Here is a 21,343-nt window from a genome sequence, read left to right as displayed (position 1 = left end):
CTCCGCTTTCCCGGGCAAAAGCGATTCATTACGCTCGGACCATGGCGGCCTCGGCACCCTCACCGGATCCCCTGGACATCGCCGCGGAGGCGACCCGTGGGCTCCAGGGGCTGTCCACCGAGCTGACCGCGCGCGTTCCCCGGCTGCTGGAGGCGATGCGCTCCATCGGCACCGGCCTGGAACCGCACGTGGTCCTCGACCGGATCGCCGAGACCGCGGCCGAGCTGGCGGGCGCCCGTTGCGCGGCGATCGGCGTGAACGACGCGGCGGGTCAGGGGCTCGCCGACGTCGTCACGTACGGGGCGACCGAGGCGGACCGGGAGCGGTGCGGCACGCTGCTCGCCGGGCCGTCCGCCGGGGCGGGGCCGCTGTCGGCCGATCCGCTGCCGCGGTCCTTCCTCGGGGTGCCGATCCGGGTCGGGGACGAGGTCTTCGGCCATCTGTGCCTCGCCGAGAAGCGGGACGGCGGGGAGTTCAGCGTGCCCGATCTGCACCTGGTCAAGGTGCTGGCGACGGAGGCGGGCATCGCCATCGGCAACGCCCGCTTCCACGAGGCGACGCGGCAGCGCGAGCGGTGGATCGACGGTTCGGTGGCCGTCACCCACTCCCTGCTGTCCGGCGACGCCGAGGACGCCCTGGTCGTCGTCGCGGAGAAGGCCCGTCAGCTGGCCGGTTCGGCGGCGGGCATCGTGCTGGTGCCGGAGGAGGGCGGCGGCGGGCTGGAGATCGTGGCCGTCGACGCCGCGAACCCTCCGGAGGGGGCCGCGCTGCTCGGCGCGGTCGTCCCGGCCCGCTCCCCCGCCGTGCCGCGGCTGCTGGCCGGGGAGCCGGTCTTCATCGACGAGCCGCCCGCCGAACCCCGGCTGGCCGCAGGGGTCCTGGGCCGTTACGGGCCGAGCATGATGCTGCCGCTCAGCGGCGGCGACCGGGTGCTGGGCGTGCTGGCCACCCCGCGCGGCCGGGGCGCCCGGCCGTTCACCGCCACCGAGCGCAGGCTCGCCACCCAGTTCGCGGCGCAGGCCGCCGTCGCGCTGGTGCTCGCCGAGGCGCAGCGCGACCGGGAGCGGCTGGCGGTGCTGGAGGAGCGGGACCGGATCGCCCGCGATCTGCACGACCTCGTCATCCAGCGGCTGTTCGCGACGGGGATGCTGCTGGACAGCGTCCGGCGCCACGCGGAGGCGTCACCGGAGGTGGGGGAACAGGTCGAACGGGCCGCCGGGGAACTGGGCGCCACCATCCGGGAGATACGGACGGCGATCTTCGCGCTGCAGCAGGGCCCGGAGAGCGCGCCGTCCGGACTGCGTACCCGGGTGCTGCGGGAGGTCGGGGCGGCGGCGGTGCCGCTGGGCTTCCAGCCGTCGCTGAGCTTCGTCGGCCCGGTCGACACGCGGGTCGGCGAACCGGCCGGAACCAGCCTTATCGCGGCGCTGCGCGAGGCGTTGTCCAACGCCTTCCGGCACGCCCGGGCGGCGCGTATCGAGGTGGTCGTGGACGTGACGGCGCGGCTCGCCGACGGGCGGTCCGCGGTGCGGCTGACGGTCGCGGACGACGGGGTGGGCGTTCCGGCGGGCGGACGGCGCAGCGGGCTCGCGAACCTGGCCCGGCGGGCGGAGGCGCTGGGCGGATCGAGTATGTACGGGCCGGGCCTGGAACCCGGCGGGGGCGGCACGACGGTGGTCTGGCAGGTGCCGCTGTAGGAGGCGTCCTGCCAGGTCGGCACGGCATCCCCTGACGGCGAAGATCGCCCGGGCGGCCCAACTCCTCACCTACGCGGTCCAACTAGCAGCTCGTCAGAGTGCGCGGCGCGGGACCCGCGGGTGGGATGAGGCTCGCGGGCCGCTCGGTCCTTCGTATCCCTTCACACTCCGCGCAGCTCCTTGGCCCGACGCGGGGAAGGAAGTCATGACGTGAACAGCCAGAGCCGTACTCCTCAGCGATCCCGGACGCGCCGCCGGGTCTTCTTCGCCTCCGTCGCGACCGCGGCGGCCATTGCCAGCCAGCTGCTGATCATGGCGCCCGCCCAGGCGGACGACATGCCGCTGACCGGTGGCGGCCACCCCAAGCCGCCGAAGCCGCCGGTCATCGTCCACGGGGTGCAGGAGTTCACCGCGGACGGCACCTTCACGGCGCCCCCCGGAGTCACCTCGGTGCACGTCCAGGCCTGGGGCGCGGGTGGCGGTGGCGGCGGTGGTGGCGGCGGCGCCAGCGCGGCGCTGACCGGTACCGGCGGCACCGGCGGTGGTGGCGGGGCAGGTGGCTTCACCTGGTGTGTCATCCCCGTCACGCCGTTCGCCACCTACACGGTGGACCTGGGCACCGGTGGTGGCGCCGGTGGCGCCGGTGGCGGTGGCCCGGCGGGTGGCAACCCCGGCGGTGCCGGTGGGAGCGGTGGGCCGGGGACGGCGACGACGCTGGCCTCCAGCAGCGGCGTCGAGCTCATCGCGGGCGGCGGTACCGGCGGCACGGGCGGTGGCGGCGGCACGGCCGCTCCGGGCATCCCGGGCACCGGCGGCACCGGTGGCACCGGCGCCTGCAACAGCCTCTACGTGGTGAACCGCACCGGCGAGAACGGTGAGAGCGGCGCCCTGGGCGGCGAGGGCGGGGACGCGGTCGACGGCATCGTCGAGCTTCCCCCGACCAACACCAGTGTGGGCGGCGACGGCGGCATCGGCGGCCCCGGCGGCAACACCCCCGGCTCCGCCGGTGCTCCCGGTCTGGCCGGTGGCAACGGCTACCTGGTCTTCTTCTGGTAAATCCGCGTCGGACGAACGAACCGCCCCCGGCCACAAGGCCGGGGGCGGTTCGGCGTTCATCGCGCCAGGATCCGCTCGATGACGGCCGCGACACCGTCCTCGGTGTTGGCGCCGGTGCGGTACGTGGTCGCGGCGAGCACGTCCGGGTGGGCGTTGGCCATCGCGTACGAGGTGCCCGCCCAGGTCAGCATCTCCAGGTCGTTGGGCATGTCGCCGAACGCCACGACCTCCTCCGCCGCGATGCCGCGCTCGGCACAGCAACGGGCCAGGGTGGAGGCCTTGCTGACGCCCGGTCCGCTGACCTCCAGCAGGGCGGACGGGCTGGAGCGGGTGAAGTCGCCGTGCTCGCCCGCGACGCCGCGCGCGAGCTGGAGGAAGGCGTCCGGCGCCAGCTCCTTGTGGTGCGCGAGCAGCTTGAGGACCGGGGTGTCGGCGTGCGGGAAGCCGTCGTCGAGCAGCTTTTCGGCGGGGGCGATGACCGCGCCCGGGTCGAGGTGGAAGGGCGGGTACTCCGGCTCGTAGAAGATGCCGCCGCTGCGCTCGACCGCGAAGGACGTGCCGGGCGCGGCCCGGCGCAGCGCCTCCACGACGGCCAGCGCCCGGTCGGCGGCCAGCGGGCGGACGTCGACCAGCAGGCCGCCCTGGTGCAGGTCGACCACGGCGGCGCCGTTCGCGCAGATCGCCAGGCCGTGCCCGTGCACATGGGCGCTGACCACGTCCATCCAGCGCGCCGGGCGGCCAGTGACGAAGAACACCTCGATGCCCGCCCGCTCGGCCTCGGCGAGCGCCGCGACGGTGCGGTCCGAGACCGTCTTGTCGTCCAGCAGCAGGGTGCCGTCGAGGTCGGTGGCGATCAGCCGGGGGCGGGGCGTGGCGGCGGCGGAACGGTCAGGGGCCGGGTTCTCGGGCTGCTCGATCGCTGGAGTCACGGCACCCATCCTCCCGCATGGCCCGCTCATCGGTGCGGGAAGGGCGCTCTCCTGCACGCCGTACGGGCCGTGGGCCGCAGCTGTGGTGGCACGGCTGTCAGTGGCACCGCTTAGGCTCGACGCCATGCGAGTGAGCACCGTGATCCTGCCCGTCGACCGCTGGGCCGACGGCGGCAGGGAGCTATGGCAGCGCGCCGAGGAGCTGGGTTTCCACGCGGCGTACACCTACGACCACCTGTCCTGGCGCAGTTTCCGGGACGGGCCCTGGTTCGGGGCGGTGCCGACGCTGACGGCGGCCGCCGCGGCGACGTCCCGGCTGCGGCTGGGCACGCTGGTCACCTCCCCCAACTTCCGGCACCCGGTGACGCTCGCCAAGGAGCTGATCTCGCTGGACGACATCTCCGGCGGGCGCGTCACCCTCGGCATCGGCGCGGGCAGCAACGGTTTCGACGCGACGGCGCTGCTGCGCGGCGCGGAGGAGCCGTGGACGCCACGGGAGCGGGCGGACCGGTTCGGGGAGTTCACCGAGCTGCTCGACCGGCTGCTGACGCACGACGTGGTGACCTACGAGGGCGAGCACTACAGCGCGCGCGAAGTGCGCAACATCCCCGGCTGCGCGCAGCGCCCCCGGCTGCCGTTCGCGGTCGCGGCCACCGGCCCGCGCGGGATGCGGCTCGCGGCGCGGTTCGGGCAGGCGTGGGTGACCACGGGCGATCCGAAGCTCTTCGAGACCGGCACGCCCGCCGATTCGCTGGCCGCCATCGGCCGCCAGGTCGAGCGGCTCGGCAAGGCCTGCGCCGAGGCGGGGCGGGAAGCGGACGGGCCGGACAAGATCCTGCTCACCGGCTTCACCCCGGACGGGACCCGTCCGCTCAGCTCGGTGGAGGCCTTCGTCGACTTCGCGGGCGAGCACGCGCGGCTGGGCATCGACGAGATCGTGCTGCACTGGCCGATCGCCGACTCGGTCTTCGCGGCCGACCCCGGGATCTTCGAGAAGATCGCCACGGAGGGCGCGGAGCGGGTCGCGGCTCTCTGAAGATGCCGTAAATGCCGCGAAGGGTGGAATAAGGAGCAGAATCGGGTAGAGAGGCGTTCGCCGTCTCGGTGACTGTGGAGGCACCCATGTCGCATACCCGCTATGCCCCCGACCGTGGGCTGACCACCCGCATGGTCATGACCATGTTCCTCATCGGCCTGCTCTACGTGGTCTTCGTCGGTGTGCTGATCGCGCTGCTGCGCGGTGCCTGGCCGCTGATCCTGCTCATCGCGGGCGGGCTGTTCATCGCGCAGTTCTGGTTCAGCGACAAGATCGCGGCGTTCAGCATGGGCGCCCGGGAGGTCACCCCGCAGCAGGCGCCCGAGCTGCACGGCGCGGTGGACCGGCTGTGCGCGCTGGCCGATATGCCGAAGCCTCGGGTGGCGATCGCCGACACCGATGTGCCGAACGCGTTCGCGACCGGCCGCAGCCAGAAGAACGCGCTGGTGTGCGCGACGACGGGGCTGCTGCGGCGGCTGGAGCCGGACGAGCTGGAAGGCGTCCTCGCCCATGAGCTGTCCCATGTCGCCCACCGCGATGTGGCGGTCATGACGATCGCCTCGTTCCTCGGCGTGCTCGCGGGCATCATGACCCGGGCCGCCCTGTGGGGCGGGCTGTCCCGCAGCAGCCGCAACAACAACGTAGGCATCGCGGTCCTGCTGATCCCGCTGGTCAGCGCCGTGGTCTACGCGATCAGCTTTCTGCTGACCCGGCTGCTGTCCCGCTACCGCGAGCTGTCCGCCGACCGGGCCGGTGCCCTGCTGACCGGCCGCCCCTCGGCGCTCGCCGCAGCCCTCACCAAGGTGACCGGGCAGATGGCCCGCATCCCGACCCGCGATCTGCGCAAGGCCGAGCCGTTCAACGCCTTCTACTTCGCCCCGGCGCTCTCCGGGCAGAGCCTCAGCACGCTGCTGTCCTCGCACCCGACGCTGGAGCGGCGGCTCGACCAGCTCGGACGCATCTCCGCCCAGCTCGGCGGGCCGGGGAAGGGCTGAGGGCGCATGGGATTCCTCGACGCCATCCTCGGCCGCAGCAAGCCCGTACGGCCCGACCTCGACCAGCTCTTCGGGCTGCCGTCGGCCGCCGTCACTCTGGAGGCGGGGGCCGGGTTCACCCCTACGGGGCTCGGGTCGGTGTGCTTCGCCAGCGTCGAGGGCGGCGCCTTCGGCCGCCTCCAGCGGGACGTGACGGAGCTGCTGGACGCGGACACCGACCGGGGCGGGGTGCCCGTGGAGTTCAGCCGGGACGGCTACGGCTACACCTGGCTGCTGGCCCGGCAGCCGCCGGACGACCTGGCGGCCCTGGTCAACGACCTGCACGCAGTCAACACGCTGCTCCAGGACGGGGGGTTCGGCCCGCAGCTGCTGTGCTCGCTGCTCGGGTTCCACGAGGCGGAGGGGCGGTCGCTCGCGCTCGTCTACCTCTACAAGCGCGGCACGTTCTATCCCTTCGCACCGCTGCCGGGCACCGCCGAGAAGCGGGACAACGCGCTGGAACTCCAGGTGCGGGCGCTGCTCGGGGACGATCTGCGGATCGAGCAGGACCTGAGCCGCTGGTTCCCGGTGTGGGGCGCGCCCGGCCTCCAGTGAGCGAGTTTTTCGGCGGCTGCCGGGGGCACGCGGGCGGACATGAGCTACCTGCGCGGATTCACCCCATGGATCGCCTTCTCCCTCGTGGCGCTGCTGGGCTGGCAGTGGGGCGCGCTGTCCGGGCTGGTGCTGGGCGGCTGGCTGCTGGTCCAGTACCGCAGGGAGGGGGTGGCCGCGGACGCCCTGATCCTGAACGCCAGCACGGTGCTGTTCTTCGCGGTGCTGACCGCCTGGGCCTTCGCCCGGCCCGACAGCGGCCTCAAGGAGTACGGCGGAGCGCTGTCGATGGGCTGGCTGGCCCTCACCGCCTCGGCGACGCTGGCCGTCGGGCACCCCTTCACCACCGGTATCGCCCGGCGGCAGGCCCCCCGCGAGGTGTGGCACACCGCGGTGTTCCGGCGGATCAACGTGGTGATCTCCTCGGTCTGGGCGGGCGCCTTCGCCCTGACCGCCGCGGCGCTGGCCGCCTCGGTGGCCGCCGGTCTGGACGCCTGGGTGCCGCTCGCCGTGCAGGTCGCCGGGTTCGTCCTGCCCCTCCTGTTCACCGCCCGCTACCCGGAGCGCGCCAAGGCCCGGCTCGTCCCGGACGCCGCGCGGGCGTGACGGGCCCGGACCGGCCCCCTACCCCTTACGGGCATGTCAGACCCGAGGACTAGGGAAAGACAACCGTCTGGGGTGACGTGGACTATGGCTCACACCACTACCGTCGAACGCGTGACTGTGATCGCCACCGAAAGCCTGAGCAAGCGGTTCCCCAGGGTCACCGCGCTCGACCGGCTGTCCGTCGACATCACACCAGGCGTCACCGGCCTGGTGGGTGCCAACGGTGCCGGAAAGTCGACTCTGATCAAGATCCTGCTCGGTCTGTCCCCCGCCAGCGAGGGGCGTGCCGCCGTTCTCGGCCTCGACGTGGCCACGGAGGGCAGCGCCATCCGCGAGAGCGTCGGCTATATGCCGGAGCACGACTGCCTGCCGCCCGATGTGTCGGCGACGGAGTTCGTCGTCCACATGGCGCGCATGTCCGGGCTACCGGTGTCCGCCGCCCGCGAGCGCACCGCCGACACGCTGCGCCACGTCGGGCTGTACGAGGAGCGATATCGCCCCATCGGCGGCTATTCGACCGGTATGAAGCAGCGCGTCAAGCTCGCCCAGGCGCTGGTGCACGACCCGAAGCTGGTCCTGCTGGACGAGCCGACGAACGGCCTCGACCCGGTCGGCCGCGACGACATGCTCGGTCTGATCCGCCGCGTCTACACCGACTTCGGCATCTCGGTCCTGGTCACCTCGCATCTGCTCGGTGAACTGGAGCGCACCTGCGACCACGTGGTGGTCATCGACGGCGGCAAGCTGCTGCGCTCCAGCTCCACCAGCGACTTCACCCAGGTGACGGCCTCCCTCGCGGTCGAGGTCACCGACACCGACGAGCACCCGGACGGCACCGCCGCGCTGCGCGCCGCCCTCGACCGGGCCGGGCTCGCCGCCTCGCCCGCGGGCCGCGGCGCGGACGGCGCGCCCGCCTCCGACCACCTGCTGCTCGTGGACGTCGCGGGCGAGGAGACGTACGACACGGTCCGGGACGCCATCGCCGGTCTCGGCCTCGGCCTGGTCCGCATGGAACAGCGCCGTCACCGCATGGCGGAGATCTTCTCCGACAGCGCAGGTGGCGGCGAAGGCGACAGCGACAGTGCAGGCAACGGAAACGGAGGTGCCGTCGATGCCGTCTGAGACCGTGCCCCAGCAGCGTGCCGACGTCATTCACAACATCGGCTACCGCCACTACGAGGGCCCCCGGCTCGGCCGTGCCTACGCCCGCCGCTCGCTCTTCGTCCAGACCCTGCGCGGCGCCTACGGCCTCGGCCGCTCGGCGAAGTCCAAGGTCGCGCCGATGCTGCTGTTCGCCGTGATGTGCGCGCCCGCGGCGATCATCGTCTCGGTCGCGGTCGTGACCAAGCTCAAGGACCTCCCGGTCGACTACACGCGTTACGCGATCGTGTTCCAGGCGGTCATCGGCCTCTACATCGCCGCTCAGGCGCCGCAGGCCGTCTCCCGCGATCTGCGCTTCAAGACGATCCCGCTCTACTTCTCGCGCCCCATCGAAACGGTGGACTACGTGGTGGCCAAGTTCGGCGCCATGGCCTCCGCCCTCTTCCTGCTCACCGCCTCGCCCCTGGTGATCCTGTACGCCGGGGCCCTGCTCGCCAAGCTCGATTTCGCCGACCAGACGAAGGGCTTCGCGCAAGGACTGGTCTCCGTGGGTCTGCTCTCGCTCCTCTTCGCCGGTATCAGCCTGGTCATCGCGGCGATCACCCCGCGGCGCGGCTTCGGCGTCGCCGCCGTCATCGCGGTGCTGACCATCTCCTACGGCGCGGTGTCCAGCGTCCAGGCCATCGCGCTCGCCCAGGACTCCACCGGCGCCGTGCGCTGGCTCGGGCTGTTCTCGCCGGTCACGATCATCGACGGGGTGCAGACGGCGTTCCTCGGCGCCGAGTCGTCCTTCCCCGGCGGCTTCGGCCCGGGCGCCGGGCCCGGCGCCGTCTACGTCCTCGTCCTCCTCGGCCTGATCGCCGGCTCGTTCGGGCTGCTGATGCGCCGCTACCGAAAGGTCGGGCTGTGACCACGATCGCCATCGACAACGTCTCGCGCTGGTTCGGGAACGTCGTGGCCGTCAACGACGTGACCATGACCATCAGCCCGGGGGTCACCGGGCTCCTCGGCCCCAACGGCGCGGGGAAGTCCACCCTCATCAACATGATGGGCGGCTTCCTGGCCCCCTCCACCGGGAGCGTCACCCTCGACGGCGCCACGATCTGGCGCAACGAGCAGGCCTACCGCCACATCGGCATGGTGCCCGAGCGCGAGGGGATGTACGACTTCCTCACCGGCCGCGAGTTCGTCATCGCCAACGCCGAACTGCACGGGCTGCCCGATCCACGGGCCGCCGCCCGCAAGGCGCTCGACACCGTCGAGATGGACTACGCCGGGGCGCGCAAGATCTCCACGTACAGCAAGGGCATGCGCCAGCGCGTGAAGATGGCCTCCGCCCTGGTCCACGAGCCGTCCGTGCTGCTCCTCGACGAGCCGTTCAACGGCATGGACCCGCGCCAGCGGATGCAGCTGATGGAGCTGCTGCGCCGGATGGGCGCGGAGGGCCGTACGGTGCTGTTCTCCTCGCACATCCTGGAGGAGGTCGAGCAACTGGCCTCGCACATCGAGGTGATCGTCGCGGGACGGCACGCCGCCTCCGGCGACTTCCGCAAGATCCGGCGGCTGATGACGGACCGTCCGCACCGCTACCTCGTACGGTCCAGCGACGACCGCGCGCTCGCCGCCGCCCTCATCGCCGACCCGTCGACCACCGGCATCCAGGTGGACACGAGCGGCGGTGCCGACGGCGGACTGCACATCCAGGCCGTCGACTTCACGCGCTTCACCGAACTGCTGCCCCGTGTCGCCCGTGAACAGGGCATCAGGCTCCTCACGGTCTCGCCCTCCGACGAGTCCCTGGAGAGCGTGTTCTCCTACCTCGTCGCGGCCTGAAAGGAGCCCCTGCGATGTCCGCGCTCTACCACCCCACCGTCGCCCGGCTCACCTACCGAGCCCTGCTCGGCCGCCGCCGCGCGATGATCCTCTTCCTGCTGCCCGCGCTGCTGGTGGCCATCTCGCTCGCCGTCCGGCTGCTGACCGGCGTCGACGACTCCACCGCCAACTCCCTTCTGGGCGGCTTCGCGATCGCCACCATGGTCCCGCTGATCGGCGTGATCGCCGGGACCGGGGCGATCGGCCCGGAGATCGACGACGGCTCGGTCATCTATCTGCTGGCCAAGCCGGTGAAGCGGCCGACGATCATCTTCACCAAGCTGGTCGTCGCGATCGGCGTCACGGTCGCCTTCTCGGCCGTGCCCACGCTGCTGGCGGGCTTCATCCTCAACGGCAACGCGCACAACATGGCGGTCGGTTACGCCGTGGCCGCCGCCGTCGCGTCGGTCTGCTACAGCGCCATCTTCCTGCTGCTGGGCACCATCACCCGGCACGCGGTCGTGGTCGGCCTGGTCTACGCCCTGGTCTGGGAGGCGTTCTTCGGCAGCCTGGTGGCCGGGGCCAGGGCCCTCAGCGTCCAGCAGTGGTCGCTGGCGATCGCCCAGAAGATCACGGACGAGACGGTCACCTCGGACATGGGCCTGACGGCCAGCGTCATCCTGCTGACCGTCGTGACCGCGGCCGCCACCTGGTACGCGGGCCACAAGATGCGCTCCCTGACCCTCGCGGGCGAGGAGTGAGCACCCCCTAGGTCAGCTACGGCCGCCAGCGGTTGACGAAGCGGCCGGTCTCGCCCGTGGCGGCGGTCGTCGTGACGACCGCCGCCACGCTGTGTCCGGGGGCGGCGTTGGCCTGGTCGAGCGCCGAGGCCACGGTCGCGGACGAGCCGAACAGTACGGTCGCGACCGCACCGGCCACGATCCACGGCGCCCGCAGCATCCGCCGCCACGACGGCGCGCCGGTCATTTCCTCGCAGTTCATCCCGTCCTCCGATCCTCGTTCGGTGCCCTGATGACAGCGAGCGTGGCGGCCGGAGTTGTCCGTATCCCCTCCGGTGCCTGCGGATGAGCTGTGAACGCGGCCGGAAACGCGCGCTTACGCTGCGACCGGCTCCGTCGGGGACGGTTCGGGCTGGGGGTTCGGTGCCGCAGGGTTGGGGCGGCCCCGGACAGTGGTGAGGACGAGGAGGCCCGCGGCCAGGGCCGTGATGCCGGAGATCAGGCAGATCCGGTCGAGGCCGGCGGCGAACGACTCGTGGACCAGGGCGCGGGCCGCGGCCGCGTGGGCCGGTGGGGCGGCGGCGACGACGGCGTCGGCGTGGCCGCCGGAGATCGCGTCGGCCGCCTGGCCGGTGGCCCGGGGCGGGACGGTGCCGCTGGCGGTGACCGCGTCCTGCACCCGCGTCGAGAAGACCGTGCCCAGGACCGCGATGCCGAGCGCGTAGCCCAGCTGGCGGAAGGTGTTCACCGCGCCGCTGGCCATGCCCGCCCGCTCCGGCGGGGCGGCGCCGAGGGCCGCCGACACCAGGACGGGTATGGCGAGGCCGATGCCGAGGCCCGCCAGCGCCAGGCCCGGTGCGAGCGACGTCCAGTCCGAAGAGGCGTCCACCAGCGAGGCGTTGACGAGAGCGCCCGCGCCCACCAGCAGCAGTCCGCCGCCGAGCGTGCGCCCCGGTGCGACCTTGTCCAGCAGGCGCCCGCCCGCCGCGCCGACGATCAGCGCGACCCCCGCCATCGGTGTCACCGCGAGCCCGGCCCGTACCGGACTCATGTCGAGGACGGACTGCAGCCACAGCCCGGCGTAGGTGAGGTAGGGGAAGGCCGCCGCCTGGTGCACCAGGGCGGCCGCCATCAGCGCCGCGAAGGACGGGCGGCGCAGCAGCCGCAGGTCGAGCAGGGGCTGCCGGGCCCGCCGCTCCACCGCGACGAAGACGATCAGCGCGAGCGCGGCACCCGTCAGGGCGGCGACCGTTCCGGTGTCGGACCAGCCCTCCTCGCCGCCCCGCATCACCCCGTACGTCAGCGCACCGGCGCACGCGGTGAAGAAGGCGGCGCCCGGCCAGTCGATGCGCGCTCCCGGCGCGCCGCGCGATTCGCCGACCGTACGGAGCGTGATCCAGACCGCGATCGCCGTCAGCGGCAGGTTGACCAGGAAGATGGCCCGCCAGTCGACGTACTCGGTGAGCACCCCGCCCAGCACCGGGCCCGCCGCCGCGGCCGCCCCGCTCATACCGCCCCACACCCCGAAGGCGACGCCACGGGCGCGTCCGGAGTAGGTGGCCATCAGCAGGGGGGTGTTGGTGGCGAACATGGCCGCAGCCCCGACGCCCTGGACAGCGCGGGCGGCGATCAGCACCCCGGCGTCCGGGGCGAGCCCGCAGGCCAGCGAGGAGAGCGCGAAGACGGTGAGGCCGAGCAGATAGAGCCGCCGCCGGCCGAAGAGGTCCGCCGCCGAACCGGCCACCATGAGCAGCGCGGCGAGCGCCAGCGCGTAGACGTCCATCACCCACTGGAGGGAGGTGAAGGACGCGTCCAGTCCGTGCGCCACCTGCGGCAGCGCGGTGTTCACGATGGTCACGTCTATCAGCAGCATGAAGTTGCCGAGTGTGATGGCGGCCAGCGGCCACCATGTGCTGCGCATGGGAGATCTCCGAGAGGTACCAGGGGGCCGGCCCGACGCCGGAGCCCCGTGGCCCATACGGTCGCCATGGCACGGGTGCCGCCTCCAGCCAGTGCCGTGCCGATGGCGTTATGCGACATCGGCTAGCTTGGGGCGGTGAAATCCGACGCGTACGACGATCTGGACCGGGCGCTGGTGCACGCCCTCCAGCTCGACGGCCGGGCCCCGTTCAGCCGTATCGCGGAGGTGCTGGGCGTCTCCGACCAGACCGTGGCGCGCCGCTACACCCGGCTGCGGACCACGGGGGCGATCCGGGTGCTGGGCCTCGTCGATCCGTCGGCGGTCGGCGAGGTGATGTGGATGGTGCGGGTGCAGTGCCTGCCGGACGCGGCCCTGGCGGTGGCCGAGGCGCTGGCCCGCCGCCCCGACACCTCCTGGGTGAGCATGATGTCCAACGGCACCGAGGTCGTGGCCATGGCCCGGGCGGAGTCCGGCTGGGACAGTGACCAGCTGTTGCTGGGCAAGCTGCCGCGCACGCCCCGGGTGGTGGGGGTGAGCGCGCACTGTGTGCTGCACGAGTTCTTCGGCGGGCCGAAGGGCCTGGTCACCAAGTCCGGGTCGCTGACCGCCGAGCAGGCCGCACTGCTGAGCCCGCCCGCCGTGGAACCCTCCGTGGGAGAGCCGGGAGAAGCACGGGAGCCGCTGGGGGCCGACGACCGGAAGCTGCTGGAGGTCCTCGCCTGGGACGGGCGGGCGCCGCTGGCCGAACTCGCGGCCGCCACCGGCTGGTCGCAGTCGACGGTGCGCCGTCGGCTCGCCGCCCTGCGTGCCGACGGCACCCTGTACTTCGACGTCGACTACGGCCGCGCGGTGTTCGGGCAGGGGATCACGACCGCGCTGTGGCTGTCGGTGCCGCCGTCCGAGCTGCACGCCACCGGGCAGGCGCTCGCGGACCATCCCGAGGTGGCGTTCGCGTGCGCGACCACGGGGCCGAACGATCTGTTCGCGACCGTGGTGTGCCGCGATGTACCGGCGCTCTACGCCTATCTGACGACGCGGGTCGCCGCGCTGCCCGCCGTACGGCACATGGAGACGTCGCCGACGATCCGCAAGATCAAGGGCCCGGGACCGCTGCTCGCCTCACCGCACAACCCGCCGCGGCGCACGCCGTGAACTGCCCCTGATCCGGGGCCGCTTGGAGGAACCTCCGAATCTCCGCTGGTTGAACTCTGTTCATCAAGACGCCGGTCCAGATCTTGACGCTTGTCAGGAACCTGCCGAATTCTGGATGTGCGCCACCTCACACCGCCCCCGCAACCCGCGCCTCGCGCGGGCGGTTTGAGCTGCCGTCAGCATCCAACGGGAGGAAACCGAAATGCGTCGTCTCGCCACCAGTCTCGCCACGAGTCTCGCCGCCACCGCCGTCACCGCGGCCGCCACCGTCGCCCTGGCCACGCCCGCCCAGGCCGTCCCCGCCGACAAGGCACAGGTGCTCGCGAACTGGACCCAGACCAGCGCCAGCAGCTACAACGCCTGGGTCGCGGCCCGGGGCAACCAGGCCGCGTGGGCCGCGTACGCGTTCGACTGGTCCACCGACTACTGCAGCTCCTCGCCCGACAACCCCTTCGGCTTCCCCTTCCAGACCTCCTGCGCCCGCCATGACTTCGGGTACCGCAACCACAAGGCGCTCGGCATCTTCGACGCCAACAAGGCCCGTATCGACAGCGCCTTCTACGAGGACCTCAAGCGGGTGTGCACCGCCTACACCGGTGCGAAGAAGACCGCCTGCGACGGCACCGCGTGGACCTACTACCAGGCCGTGAAGAACCTCGGCTGAGCCGGATCACATGACGACGGGCGGCCCGCCCCGGGCCGCCCGTCGTACACGTCATCCGTCAAGAAGTCAGCCGAAGAGGCGCTCCAGCACCACCGCGATGCCGTCCTCCTCGTTGGAGGCGGTGACCTCGTCGGCGACCGCCTTCAGCGCGTCGTGCGCGTTAGCCATCGCGACCCCGTGCTTCGCCCAGCCGAACATCGGGATGTCGTTCGGCATGTCGCCGAACGCGATCGTGTCCGCGGCCGTCACCTTCAGCCTGCGGGCGGCCAGCGAGAGGCCCGTGGCCTTGGTCAGCCCCAGCGGCAGCAGCTCCACCAGACCCTCGCCCGCCATCGTCACCCCGACCAGACCCCCGGCGGCGATCCGCGCGGCGTCCGCCAGCGCGTCGTCGCCCAGCTCGGCGTGCTGGATGTAGAGCTTGCTGATGGGCGCGGACCACACCTCGTCGTGGTCGGTGAAGGAGGTGACCGGCATCTCCCCGTGCCCCACCCGGTACCCCGGGCCGAACAGCACCTCGCCGTCGAGACCGTCGCGGGCGGCGGCCAGCAGCAGCGGACCGGTCTCCGCCTCGATCTTCTCCAGCGCCAGCATGGCCACTTGGCGGTCGAGCGTGACGGAGGTCAGCAGCCGGTGCTCGCCCGCGTGGTACAGCTGCGCGCCCTGGCCGCACACCGCGAGCCCGTCGTAGCCGAGGTCGTCCAATATGTGCCGGGCCACCGGGACCGTGCGCCCGGTGACGACGATATGGGCGGCACCGGCCGAGGTGGCCGCGGCGAGCGCGGCGCGGGTACGGGCCGAGACGGTGTGGTCGGGGCGGAGCAGGGTCCCGTCGAGGTCCGTCGCGACCAGGCCGTACGGAAGGTCCCCGGCGCTCACCGGGCGACCGGTGCCAGGACCTCGCGCCCGCCCAGGAACGGCCGCAGCGCCTCGGGCACCCGCACCGAACCGTCGGCCTGCTGGTGGTTCTCCAGGATCGCGACGATCGTCCGGGTGACCGCGCACAGCGTGCCGTTCAGCGTCGCCAGCGGACGGACCTTCTTGCCCTCGCGCATCCGGATCGACAGCCGCCGGGACTGGAACTCGGTGGTGTTGGACGTCGAGGTCAGCTCGCGGTACTTCCCCTGGGTCGGGATCCACGCCTCGCAGTCGAACTTCCGCGTCGCGGACGAGCCCAGGTCACCCGAGGCCAGGTCGACCACCCGGAACGGCAGCTCCAGCGAGGTCAGCCACTGCTTCTCCCACTCCAGCAGCCGCTGGTGCTCGGCCTCGGCCTCCTCCGGCGTCGTGTAGACGAACATCTCGACCTTGTCGAACTGGTGCACCCGGAAGATGCCCCGGGTGTCCTTGCCGTACGACCCGGCCTCGCGGCGGAAGCAGGAGGAGAAGCCCGCGTAGCGCCGGGGGAGCTGCTCGGCGTCCAGGATCTCGTCCATGTGGTACGCGGCCAGCGGGACCTCGGAGGTGCCGACCAGGTAGAGGTCGTCCTTGTCCAGGTGGTAGACGTCCTCCGCGGCCTGGCCCAGGAAGCCGGTGCCCTCCATGGCCTTCGGCTTGACCAGCGCGGGGGTGAGCATCGGGGTGAAGCCCGCCGCGGTGGCCTGCGCCATCGCCGCGTTCACCAGCGCGAACTCCAGCAGCGCGCCGACACCCGTCAGGTAGTAGAAGCGCGAGCCGGAGACCTTGGCGCCGCGCTCGGTGTCGATGGCGCCGAGCAGTTCGCCCAGCTCCAGGTGGTCCTTGGGGGTGATGCCCTCGGCCGCGAAGTCGCGCGGGGTGCCGACCGTCTCCAGGACGGTGAAGTCGTCCTCGCCGCCCACCGGGACGTCCGGGTGGACCAGGTTGCCCAGCTGGCGCAGCAGGGCCTGGGCCTCCTCGGCCGCCGTGTCCTGCTCGGCGTCGGCGGCCTTGACCGCGGCGGACAGCTCACCGGCCTTCTTCAGCAGCTCGGCCTTCTCGTCCCCGGAGGCCTTGGGGATGAGCTTGCCGAGCGCCTTCTGTTCGGAGCGCAGCTCGTCGAAGCGGACGCTGGAGGACCTGCGCCGCTCGTCGGCTTCGAGGAGCGCGTCGACGATGCCGACGTCTTCTCCACGGGCGCGCTGGGAGGCGCGCACACGGTCGGGGTCCTCACGGAGCAGGCGAAGGTCAATCACCCCCCCAGGTTACCGGTGTGACCTCGGGGGCTCGACGCGAAATTCCGTTGTGCCCCTTTTTGCCCCTGTTTAGGGCTGTGGGAAAGTCTGGGAATTCCTGTGTGGGCCGCCGTCAAGGAATGCGTGCGCATTCCCCGAAAAGGGGCAAAGAGATGACTGGTTTCCCGTGTGTGCGGGGCGAGTTGGCCGTTCGTTGTCCACAGGCCCCGGGGGATACCCACGAGTTATCCACAGCCTGTGTGTGAGATCTGTGGATGTAGCAGTGATCATTGGGGCCGCCGAATGCTCGGCGATGGATTCCCCTATCGAACCCCGTTCACACACTCTTTGTGAGAGGAATCCCTCACTCTAAAGAGCGGATCTTTGGAATTGCGGTGACGAGTGCGCAATGTCCGGTGATGTGAGCCGATGAGGTGACTGTGGTGATGTGTCGACATTGCCGGGTTGGTGTTGTCGACTTGTCCCCAGCGCGAAGCCGAGCCTGTGGATAACTTTCTGGCGACGGCCGCCCGGGCCCCTGGTTGACGGGCCCGGCGCCCCGCGCCCTCCGTGCTCAGCCCCGCCCGTCCTGGCAGCGGGCCAGCCACTCCGCCGCCTCCGCGAACGCCTCGTCCGAGGTGCCGGCGCGCAGCGGAGCCAGATCCGCCGCATCCACCCCCGCGCGCGGGTACGAGCCCAGGAAGCGCACCTTCGGGCAGATCCGCTTCAGCCCCATCAGGGCCGACCCCACCCGCCGGTCCGTGATGTGCCCCTCGCAGTCCACCGAGAAGCAGTAGCGGCCGATGCCCTCGCCGGTCGGGCGCGACTCGATCCGCATCAGGTTGACGCCGCGCGCCGAGAACTCCTGCAGCAGCTCCAGCAGCGCGCCCGGGTGGTCGTCGCCGAGCCAGATCACCACGGACGTCTTGTCCGCGCCGGACCGGGCGGCGGGCCGGGCCGGGCGGCCCGCCAGGACGAAGCGGGTCACGGCGTTCGGCGCGTCGTGGATGTCGGTGACCAGCGGCTCCAGGCCGTACTTCGGCCCCGCGAACGCGCCCGCGAACGCCGCGTCGTACCGCCCCTCCTGCACCAGCCGCGCACCGTCCGCGTTCGAGGCCGCCGACTCCCACAGGGCGTCCGGCAGGTTCGCCGCGAGCCAGTTGCGGACCTGCGGCTGGGACACCGGGTGCCCGGTCACGGTCTTCACGTCCGCGATCGTGGTGCCCGGCCGCGCCAGCAGCGCGAAGCTGATCGGCAGCAGCACCTCGCGGTAGATGGTCAGCGGTTCGCCGGTGGCCAGCTCGTCGAGGGTCGCGGTGACCCCGCCCTCGACCGAGTTCTCGATCGGGACCAGGGCGGCCGCCGCCGCACCGCCGCGCACGGCGTCCAGCGCCGCCGGAACCGAGACCATCGGGACCAGCTCGCGCGTGGCAGCCTCCGGCAGGGACCGCAGCGCGGCCTCGGTGAAGGTGCCCTCGGGGCCGAGGTAGGCATAGTGGCTGGCCGACATCACGGTGGCTCCCTGTGATCGTATGAGAGCCGCCACGATACCCAGCGGCGGCCGGGGGTGAGGGCGTTCATCCCTCGCTCACCCTTCCAAGAGTGCCTGACCCACGTACTCGTCCGGCGCGCAGCCGCCCGGCACCGCGAAGAGCGCGCTCGACTCGTGCCGCAGGAACCGGGACAGATCGTCCCCGAGGTCCAGCTTCCGCTGCACCGGTACGAACCCCTTCATCGGATCCGCCTGCCACGCGATGAACAGCAGCCCCGCGTCCGGCGCCCCGTCGTCCCGGAAGCCGTCGTGGTACGAGAACGGGCGGCGCAGCATCGCCGCGCCCTGGTTGGACTCGGGGGCCGCGACCCGTACGTGGGCGGCGCCCCCGATGGCCAGCCCGCCGTCGGCGCCCAGCTTGTCGAGCCGTACCGGGGTCGTCTCGGTGCCGCCGGACAGCGGGGCGCCGTCCGACTTGCGGCGGCCGATGACCTTCTCCTGCCGCTCCTGGGACAGGTTGTCCCAGGAGTCGAGCAGCATCCGGACGCGGCGCACCACGGCGTAGGAACCGCCCGCCATCCAGGCCGGTTCCCCCTTGTCCGGTACGAAGATCCGCCGCTCGTAGTCGGACTCCTCCGGCTTCGGGTTGTTCGTGCCGTCGACCTGGCCCATCAGATTGCGCATGGTCATGGGGCGGCCGGTGGCCCCGGGGGTGCGGTTGAAGCCGTTCATCTGCCAGCGCAGCCGGGCCACGTCCCCGGCCTCCCGCTGCAGCGCGCGCAGCGCGTGGAAGGCGACGAGCCCGTCATTGGCGCCGATCTGGATCCACAGATCGCCGTTGCTGCGCTTCGCGTCGAGGGCGTCCGAGGCGAAGTCGGGCAGCGGAGCGAGAGCCTCCGGGAGCTGGTCCTTCAGCCCCGCCTTGGCGAAGAAGGTACGGCCGAAGCCGAAGGTGACCGTGAGGGACGACGGTCCGGCGTCGAGCGCGATGCCCGTGTCGTCCGGCGGCGCCTTGCCCTCGGTCAGCTCGCGCGCCGTCCGCGACCACCGGCGCAGCAGCGCGGCGGCCTTCTTACGGGTCGCGCCGGGCGCCAGGTCGAAGGCGATGAGATGGCCGTGGGCCTGCAGCGGGGTGGTGATCCCCGCCTGGCGCTCGCCGTGGAAGGAGACGGCCGTCGAGCCGACCGAGCTGAGCGGCCGGGGCGTGTTCCGGGTCGCCTCCGCGGCGTACGCACCGGCCGCACCGCCGACGACGAGCCCGGCCGCGCCTGCGGCGCCGGCCGAGCCCAGCAGACGGCGCCGGGACACCCCGGCGGGATCGGTGCGCTGGTCCTGGTCCTGGTCCTGGTTCTGGTTCTGGTCCCGGCCCTGGTCCTGGTTCTGGGAGGTTTCGGGGGATTTCGGGGCGTGCTGAGTGCTCATTGCGCGATCTTCACGTTCCTGGTCTCCGTCACCTGGTCGATGTCGGAGGTCCGTACGGTCATGGAGAGCAGCCACTTCCCGGCCATGGGGAGCTGTACGCCCTCGGCGTTCCAGTGTCCGGTGGACCGCTGCTTGAGGGGGACCGACAGCGGGCCGATGCCCTGCTGCTTGAGGGTCAGGGAGAGCTTCACCTCCGGCACCTCGATCGGCCGGTCGGCGAAGTCGCTGATGAAGACGTTGACGGCGTTGTCGCCTGGCAGCGCCGGGTCGAGCATGACGATGGCCTTGCCACGGCCGCTCTTGGAGCCGGTGTCGTACGGGATCGACACGCTGATCGGGTCGACGTTCAGCCCACCGGTGTCCACGGCCTCGGCCGCGGGCTTCCCGGTCTCCGCCCGGCCCGGCTGGGTGCCGCTCAGCACGGTGGTCACCGCGAGCAGCACGGCCGCCACGACCGTCTCGGCGATCACGGAGCGGCGCAGTCCGCTGCGCTGCGGGTCGGCGTCGCGCTCCCGCTGGGCGGCGGTCTTGTCCTTGGCCGCCCGCTGCCGGGCGAGCTGCGCGGTGCGGACGGGGTCGTCCGCGTCCTCGCCACCGCCACCGTCCCCGGCCTCTGCACCGGAGTCGGCGCTCGCGGCGCCGGTACGGACCGGCTCCTTCACCTCCGCCTTGGTTTCGGTCTTGACCTCCGCCTCCGCCGCGACCTCCGCCTCCGCCTTCTCCGCGCTCACGGCGTCCGTGAGACGGCCGGTCCAGCGGCGCGAGACGGCGGCGATGCCGACGAGCACCGCGACCAGGGCCACCTTGACCAGCAGCCACCGCCCGTAATCCGTACCGGTCAGCGCCTTCCAGGAGCCGACCTGCCGCCACGACTGGTACAGCCCGGTGAGGACCAGGGCGACCACGGACCCGAAGGCGAGCCGGGAGAAGCGGGCCACGGCCGCCCGCTCGATCGGCACGCCCGCGCGGAGCGTCACCGCGAGCGAGGCGAGGCCGCCCAGCCACACCCCGACCGCGACCAGGTGGATCACGTCGACCGGCATGGCCAGCTGCCGCTGGATGCCGACCGAGGCGTGCTCGGCCATCGCCCAGGTCGCGGCGAGGCCCACCGTGACGACGACGCCGCCGAAGCCCAGCCCGAAGGCGAGGTCACGGCGGCGCCGGGCGTCCTCCTCCGCCGCGTCGGTGTGGCGGGTGTACGAGCCGAAGAGCACGGCCAGGAAGATCGCCGCCACGCCGAGCAGCAGCAGCCGGGACAGCAGTGCCGCGCCCGGCTTGGTGTCGAGGGCGTCGCCGAGCGAGCCGAGGTCGAGGACCGCGCCGAGCCCCTCGGAGTTGGCGTAGGGGCCGCGCAGCAGCAACAGCGTCAGGGTGGCGCCGAAGAGCGTCGCCCAGCCGCCGACCGCGATCTTCCGGACCGGGCGGGAGGACCGGCACACCCCGGCGAACACGCAAGCGCCGACCAGTGCCGCGAACCCGCCGTAGGCGGCGTACCGTCCGATGCCGTACAGCGCCGTGACGGTGCTGTCGCCGCTCTCGCCGCTCGGCGCCTTGACCGACGTCTTGGACGGGGCGCCGATGGAGAAGGTGAACGCGCCGCTCACCGGGTGGCTGTCCTCCGAGACCGCCTTCCACGCCACCGTGTACGTGCCGTCGGGCAGCCCGGGGCGCAGCGCGGCCGCCGCGGTCGACGACTGGCCGTTCACATGGGCCGTCTTCCCGGTGTCCACGCGCTTGCCCTTGGGGTCGAGGACGCGCACCGCGTCCCGGCCGAGCAGCACGCCCTCGGTGAAGGTGAGCCTGACGTCCGACGGCGCGGACTTCACCACCGAGCCCTCGCCGGGGCTGGTGGAGGTCAGCGCGGCGTGCGCGGACGCGGGCCCGGCGCCGAAGCTCAGCGCGCACAGCAGCGCGGCGAGCAGTGTGCCGAGGACCGACAGCAGCCGCCGCGCGGTGACGGAGACCCGGGGCCGGGCGGTCGGGGAGGTCAGCGAGGGCAT

20 protein-coding genes are annotated in these 21,343 nt (G+C 72.3%); 12 read left to right on the top strand and 8 right to left on the bottom strand.

Features of this window, described 5'->3' with window-relative positions; translation table 11 throughout:
• Nucleotides 1-41: 41 nt before the first annotated feature.
• Entirely contained in the window at nucleotides 42-1,697 is a 1,656-nt protein-coding gene (locus ACWC5C_RS30210) for a sensor histidine kinase (RefSeq protein ID WP_450880513.1), read from the top strand.
• Nucleotides 1,698-1,907: 210 nt separating this feature from the next.
• The gene (locus tag ACWC5C_RS30205; RefSeq protein WP_450880511.1) at nucleotides 1,908-2,753 is read left to right on the top strand and encodes a hypothetical protein; all 846 of its coding nucleotides are present in this window, start codon (nucleotides 1,908-1,910) and stop codon (nucleotides 2,751-2,753) included.
• Nucleotides 2,754-2,809: 56 nt separating this feature from the next.
• Here ACWC5C_RS30205 and ACWC5C_RS30200 read toward each other — a convergent pair whose 3' ends face one another.
• On the bottom strand, nucleotides 2,810-3,691 hold the full coding sequence (locus ACWC5C_RS30200; RefSeq protein ID WP_450880509.1) for a Cof-type HAD-IIB family hydrolase: 882 nt from the start codon (nucleotides 3,689-3,691) through the stop codon (nucleotides 2,810-2,812).
• Nucleotides 3,692-3,806: 115 nt separating this feature from the next.
• Here ACWC5C_RS30200 and ACWC5C_RS30195 point away from each other — a divergent pair, with 115 nt between their 5' ends.
• The 8 genes from ACWC5C_RS30195 to ACWC5C_RS30160 all read left to right on the top strand — a co-directional run bounded on the left by ACWC5C_RS30195 (nucleotide 3,807) and on the right by ACWC5C_RS30160 (nucleotide 10,584).
• On the top strand, nucleotides 3,807-4,718 hold the full coding sequence (locus ACWC5C_RS30195; protein ID WP_450880507.1) for an LLM class flavin-dependent oxidoreductase: 912 nt from the start codon (nucleotides 3,807-3,809) through the stop codon (nucleotides 4,716-4,718).
• An 86-nt stretch (nucleotides 4,719-4,804) separates the two neighbouring features.
• Nucleotides 4,805-5,713, top strand: coding sequence for a zinc metalloprotease HtpX (gene htpX, locus ACWC5C_RS30190; protein WP_450880505.1), 909 nt, complete (start codon nucleotides 4,805-4,807; stop codon nucleotides 5,711-5,713).
• 6 nt (nucleotides 5,714-5,719) lie between these two features.
• A complete protein-coding gene (pspAB, locus tag ACWC5C_RS30185; protein ID WP_450880503.1) occupies nucleotides 5,720-6,307 on the top strand; it encodes a PspA-associated protein PspAB in 588 nt (195 codons plus the stop codon).
• A gap of 39 nt (nucleotides 6,308-6,346) precedes the next feature.
• Nucleotides 6,347-6,910: a hypothetical protein gene (locus ACWC5C_RS30180; protein WP_450880502.1), complete on the top strand. Its 564-nt coding sequence runs from the start codon at nucleotides 6,347-6,349 to the stop codon at nucleotides 6,908-6,910.
• 84 nt (nucleotides 6,911-6,994) lie between these two features.
• Complete coding sequence (locus tag ACWC5C_RS30175) at nucleotides 6,995-8,032, top strand: ABC transporter ATP-binding protein (protein WP_450880500.1); 1,038 nt, start codon at nucleotides 6,995-6,997, stop codon at nucleotides 8,030-8,032.
• The gene (locus tag ACWC5C_RS30170; protein ID WP_450880498.1) at nucleotides 8,022-8,921 is read left to right on the top strand and encodes an ABC transporter permease; all 900 of its coding nucleotides are present in this window, start codon (nucleotides 8,022-8,024) and stop codon (nucleotides 8,919-8,921) included. Before ACWC5C_RS30175 ends, ACWC5C_RS30170 begins: the two co-directional genes overlap by 11 nt.
• Nucleotides 8,918-9,844, top strand: coding sequence for an ABC transporter ATP-binding protein (locus ACWC5C_RS30165; protein WP_450880496.1), 927 nt, complete (start codon nucleotides 8,918-8,920; stop codon nucleotides 9,842-9,844). The genes ACWC5C_RS30170 and ACWC5C_RS30165 overlap by 4 nt, the downstream gene beginning before the upstream one ends.
• Nucleotides 9,845-9,858: 14 nt before the next feature.
• The gene (locus ACWC5C_RS30160; protein WP_450880494.1) at nucleotides 9,859-10,584 is read left to right on the top strand and encodes an ABC transporter permease subunit; all 726 of its coding nucleotides are present in this window, start codon (nucleotides 9,859-9,861) and stop codon (nucleotides 10,582-10,584) included.
• 16 nt (nucleotides 10,585-10,600) lie between these two features.
• Here ACWC5C_RS30160 and ACWC5C_RS30155 read toward each other — a convergent pair whose 3' ends face one another.
• The gene (locus tag ACWC5C_RS30155) at nucleotides 10,601-10,825 is read right to left on the bottom strand and encodes a hypothetical protein (RefSeq protein WP_450880492.1); all 225 of its coding nucleotides are present in this window, start codon (nucleotides 10,823-10,825) and stop codon (nucleotides 10,601-10,603) included.
• A gap of 114 nt (nucleotides 10,826-10,939) precedes the next feature.
• Nucleotides 10,940-12,484, bottom strand: a complete 1,545-nt coding sequence (locus ACWC5C_RS30150) for an MFS transporter (protein WP_450880490.1) — start codon at nucleotides 12,482-12,484, stop codon at nucleotides 10,940-10,942.
• Between the two features lie 135 nt (nucleotides 12,485-12,619).
• Here ACWC5C_RS30150 and ACWC5C_RS30145 point away from each other — a divergent pair, with 135 nt between their 5' ends.
• Both ACWC5C_RS30145 and ACWC5C_RS30140 read left to right on the top strand, forming a co-directional pair.
• Nucleotides 12,620-13,636 (top strand): Lrp/AsnC family transcriptional regulator, encoded by a 1,017-nt coding sequence (locus ACWC5C_RS30145; RefSeq protein WP_450880488.1) that lies wholly within the window; start codon nucleotides 12,620-12,622, stop codon nucleotides 13,634-13,636.
• 202 nt (nucleotides 13,637-13,838) lie between these two features.
• Entirely contained in the window at nucleotides 13,839-14,300 is a 462-nt protein-coding gene (locus ACWC5C_RS30140; RefSeq protein ID WP_450880486.1) for a phospholipase, read from the top strand.
• Nucleotides 14,301-14,366: 66 nt separating this feature from the next.
• Here the strand turns inward: ACWC5C_RS30140 and ACWC5C_RS30135 are convergent, their stop codons facing one another.
• The 5 genes from ACWC5C_RS30135 to ACWC5C_RS30115 all read right to left on the bottom strand — a co-directional run bounded on the left by ACWC5C_RS30135 (nucleotide 14,367) and on the right by ACWC5C_RS30115 (nucleotide 21,343).
• Entirely contained in the window at nucleotides 14,367-15,176 is an 810-nt protein-coding gene (locus ACWC5C_RS30135; RefSeq protein ID WP_450880484.1) for an HAD family hydrolase, read from the bottom strand.
• Nucleotides 15,173-16,450 (bottom strand): serine--tRNA ligase, encoded by a 1,278-nt coding sequence (gene serS / locus ACWC5C_RS30130; protein WP_450880482.1) that lies wholly within the window; start codon nucleotides 16,448-16,450, stop codon nucleotides 15,173-15,175. Before serS ends, ACWC5C_RS30135 begins: the two co-directional genes overlap by 4 nt.
• 553 nt (nucleotides 16,451-17,003) lie before the next feature.
• Nucleotides 17,004-17,939, bottom strand: coding sequence for a prephenate dehydratase (pheA, locus tag ACWC5C_RS30125; RefSeq protein ID WP_450880480.1), 936 nt, complete (start codon nucleotides 17,937-17,939; stop codon nucleotides 17,004-17,006).
• Nucleotides 17,940-18,017: 78 nt separating this feature from the next.
• Nucleotides 18,018-19,343: an iron uptake transporter deferrochelatase/peroxidase subunit gene (efeB, locus tag ACWC5C_RS30120; protein ID WP_450880478.1), complete on the bottom strand. Its 1,326-nt coding sequence runs from the start codon at nucleotides 19,341-19,343 to the stop codon at nucleotides 18,018-18,020.
• The gene (locus ACWC5C_RS30115) at nucleotides 19,340-21,343 is read right to left on the bottom strand and encodes a copper resistance CopC/CopD family protein (RefSeq protein WP_450880476.1); all 2,004 of its coding nucleotides are present in this window, start codon (nucleotides 21,341-21,343) and stop codon (nucleotides 19,340-19,342) included. The genes efeB and ACWC5C_RS30115 overlap by 4 nt, the downstream gene beginning before the upstream one ends.

The sequence above is a fragment of the Streptomyces sp. NPDC001700 genome (assembly GCF_053596435.1).
The sequence above is the reverse complement of the archived record's forward strand: the minus strand, read 5'-3'. Positions and strand labels throughout refer to the sequence as shown.

Bases quoted from the DNA above. Each gene is read 5' to 3' on its own strand.
- ACWC5C_RS30210 (WP_450880513.1), top strand. From the start codon at position 42: ATGGCGGCCTCGGCACCCTCACCGGATCCCCTGGACATCGCCGCGGAG.
- efeB (WP_450880478.1), bottom strand. From the start codon at position 19,343: ATGAGCACTCAGCACGCCCCGAAATCCCCCGAAACCTCCCAGAACCAG.
- ACWC5C_RS30195 (WP_450880507.1), top strand. From the start codon at position 3,807: ATGCGAGTGAGCACCGTGATCCTGCCCGTCGACCGCTGGGCCGACGGC.
- htpX (WP_450880505.1), top strand. From the start codon at position 4,805: ATGTCGCATACCCGCTATGCCCCCGACCGTGGGCTGACCACCCGCATG.
- ACWC5C_RS30175 (WP_450880500.1), top strand. From the start codon at position 6,995: ATGGCTCACACCACTACCGTCGAACGCGTGACTGTGATCGCCACCGAA.
- ACWC5C_RS30160 (WP_450880494.1), top strand. From the start codon at position 9,859: ATGTCCGCGCTCTACCACCCCACCGTCGCCCGGCTCACCTACCGAGCC.
- ACWC5C_RS30140 (WP_450880486.1), top strand. From the start codon at position 13,839: ATGCGTCGTCTCGCCACCAGTCTCGCCACGAGTCTCGCCGCCACCGCC.
- ACWC5C_RS30150 (WP_450880490.1), bottom strand. From the start codon at position 12,484: ATGCGCAGCACATGGTGGCCGCTGGCCGCCATCACACTCGGCAACTTC.
- ACWC5C_RS30170 (WP_450880498.1), top strand. From the start codon at position 8,022: ATGCCGTCTGAGACCGTGCCCCAGCAGCGTGCCGACGTCATTCACAAC.
- pspAB (WP_450880503.1), top strand. From the start codon at position 5,720: ATGGGATTCCTCGACGCCATCCTCGGCCGCAGCAAGCCCGTACGGCCC.
- ACWC5C_RS30155 (WP_450880492.1), bottom strand. From the start codon at position 10,825: ATGAACTGCGAGGAAATGACCGGCGCGCCGTCGTGGCGGCGGATGCTG.
- ACWC5C_RS30200 (WP_450880509.1), bottom strand. From the start codon at position 3,691: ATGGGTGCCGTGACTCCAGCGATCGAGCAGCCCGAGAACCCGGCCCCT.
- pheA (WP_450880480.1), bottom strand. From the start codon at position 17,939: ATGTCGGCCAGCCACTATGCCTACCTCGGCCCCGAGGGCACCTTCACC.
- ACWC5C_RS30115 (WP_450880476.1), bottom strand. From the start codon at position 21,343: ATGCCCTCGCTGACCTCCCCGACCGCCCGGCCCCGGGTCTCCGTCACC.
- ACWC5C_RS30180 (WP_450880502.1), top strand. From the start codon at position 6,347: ATGAGCTACCTGCGCGGATTCACCCCATGGATCGCCTTCTCCCTCGTG.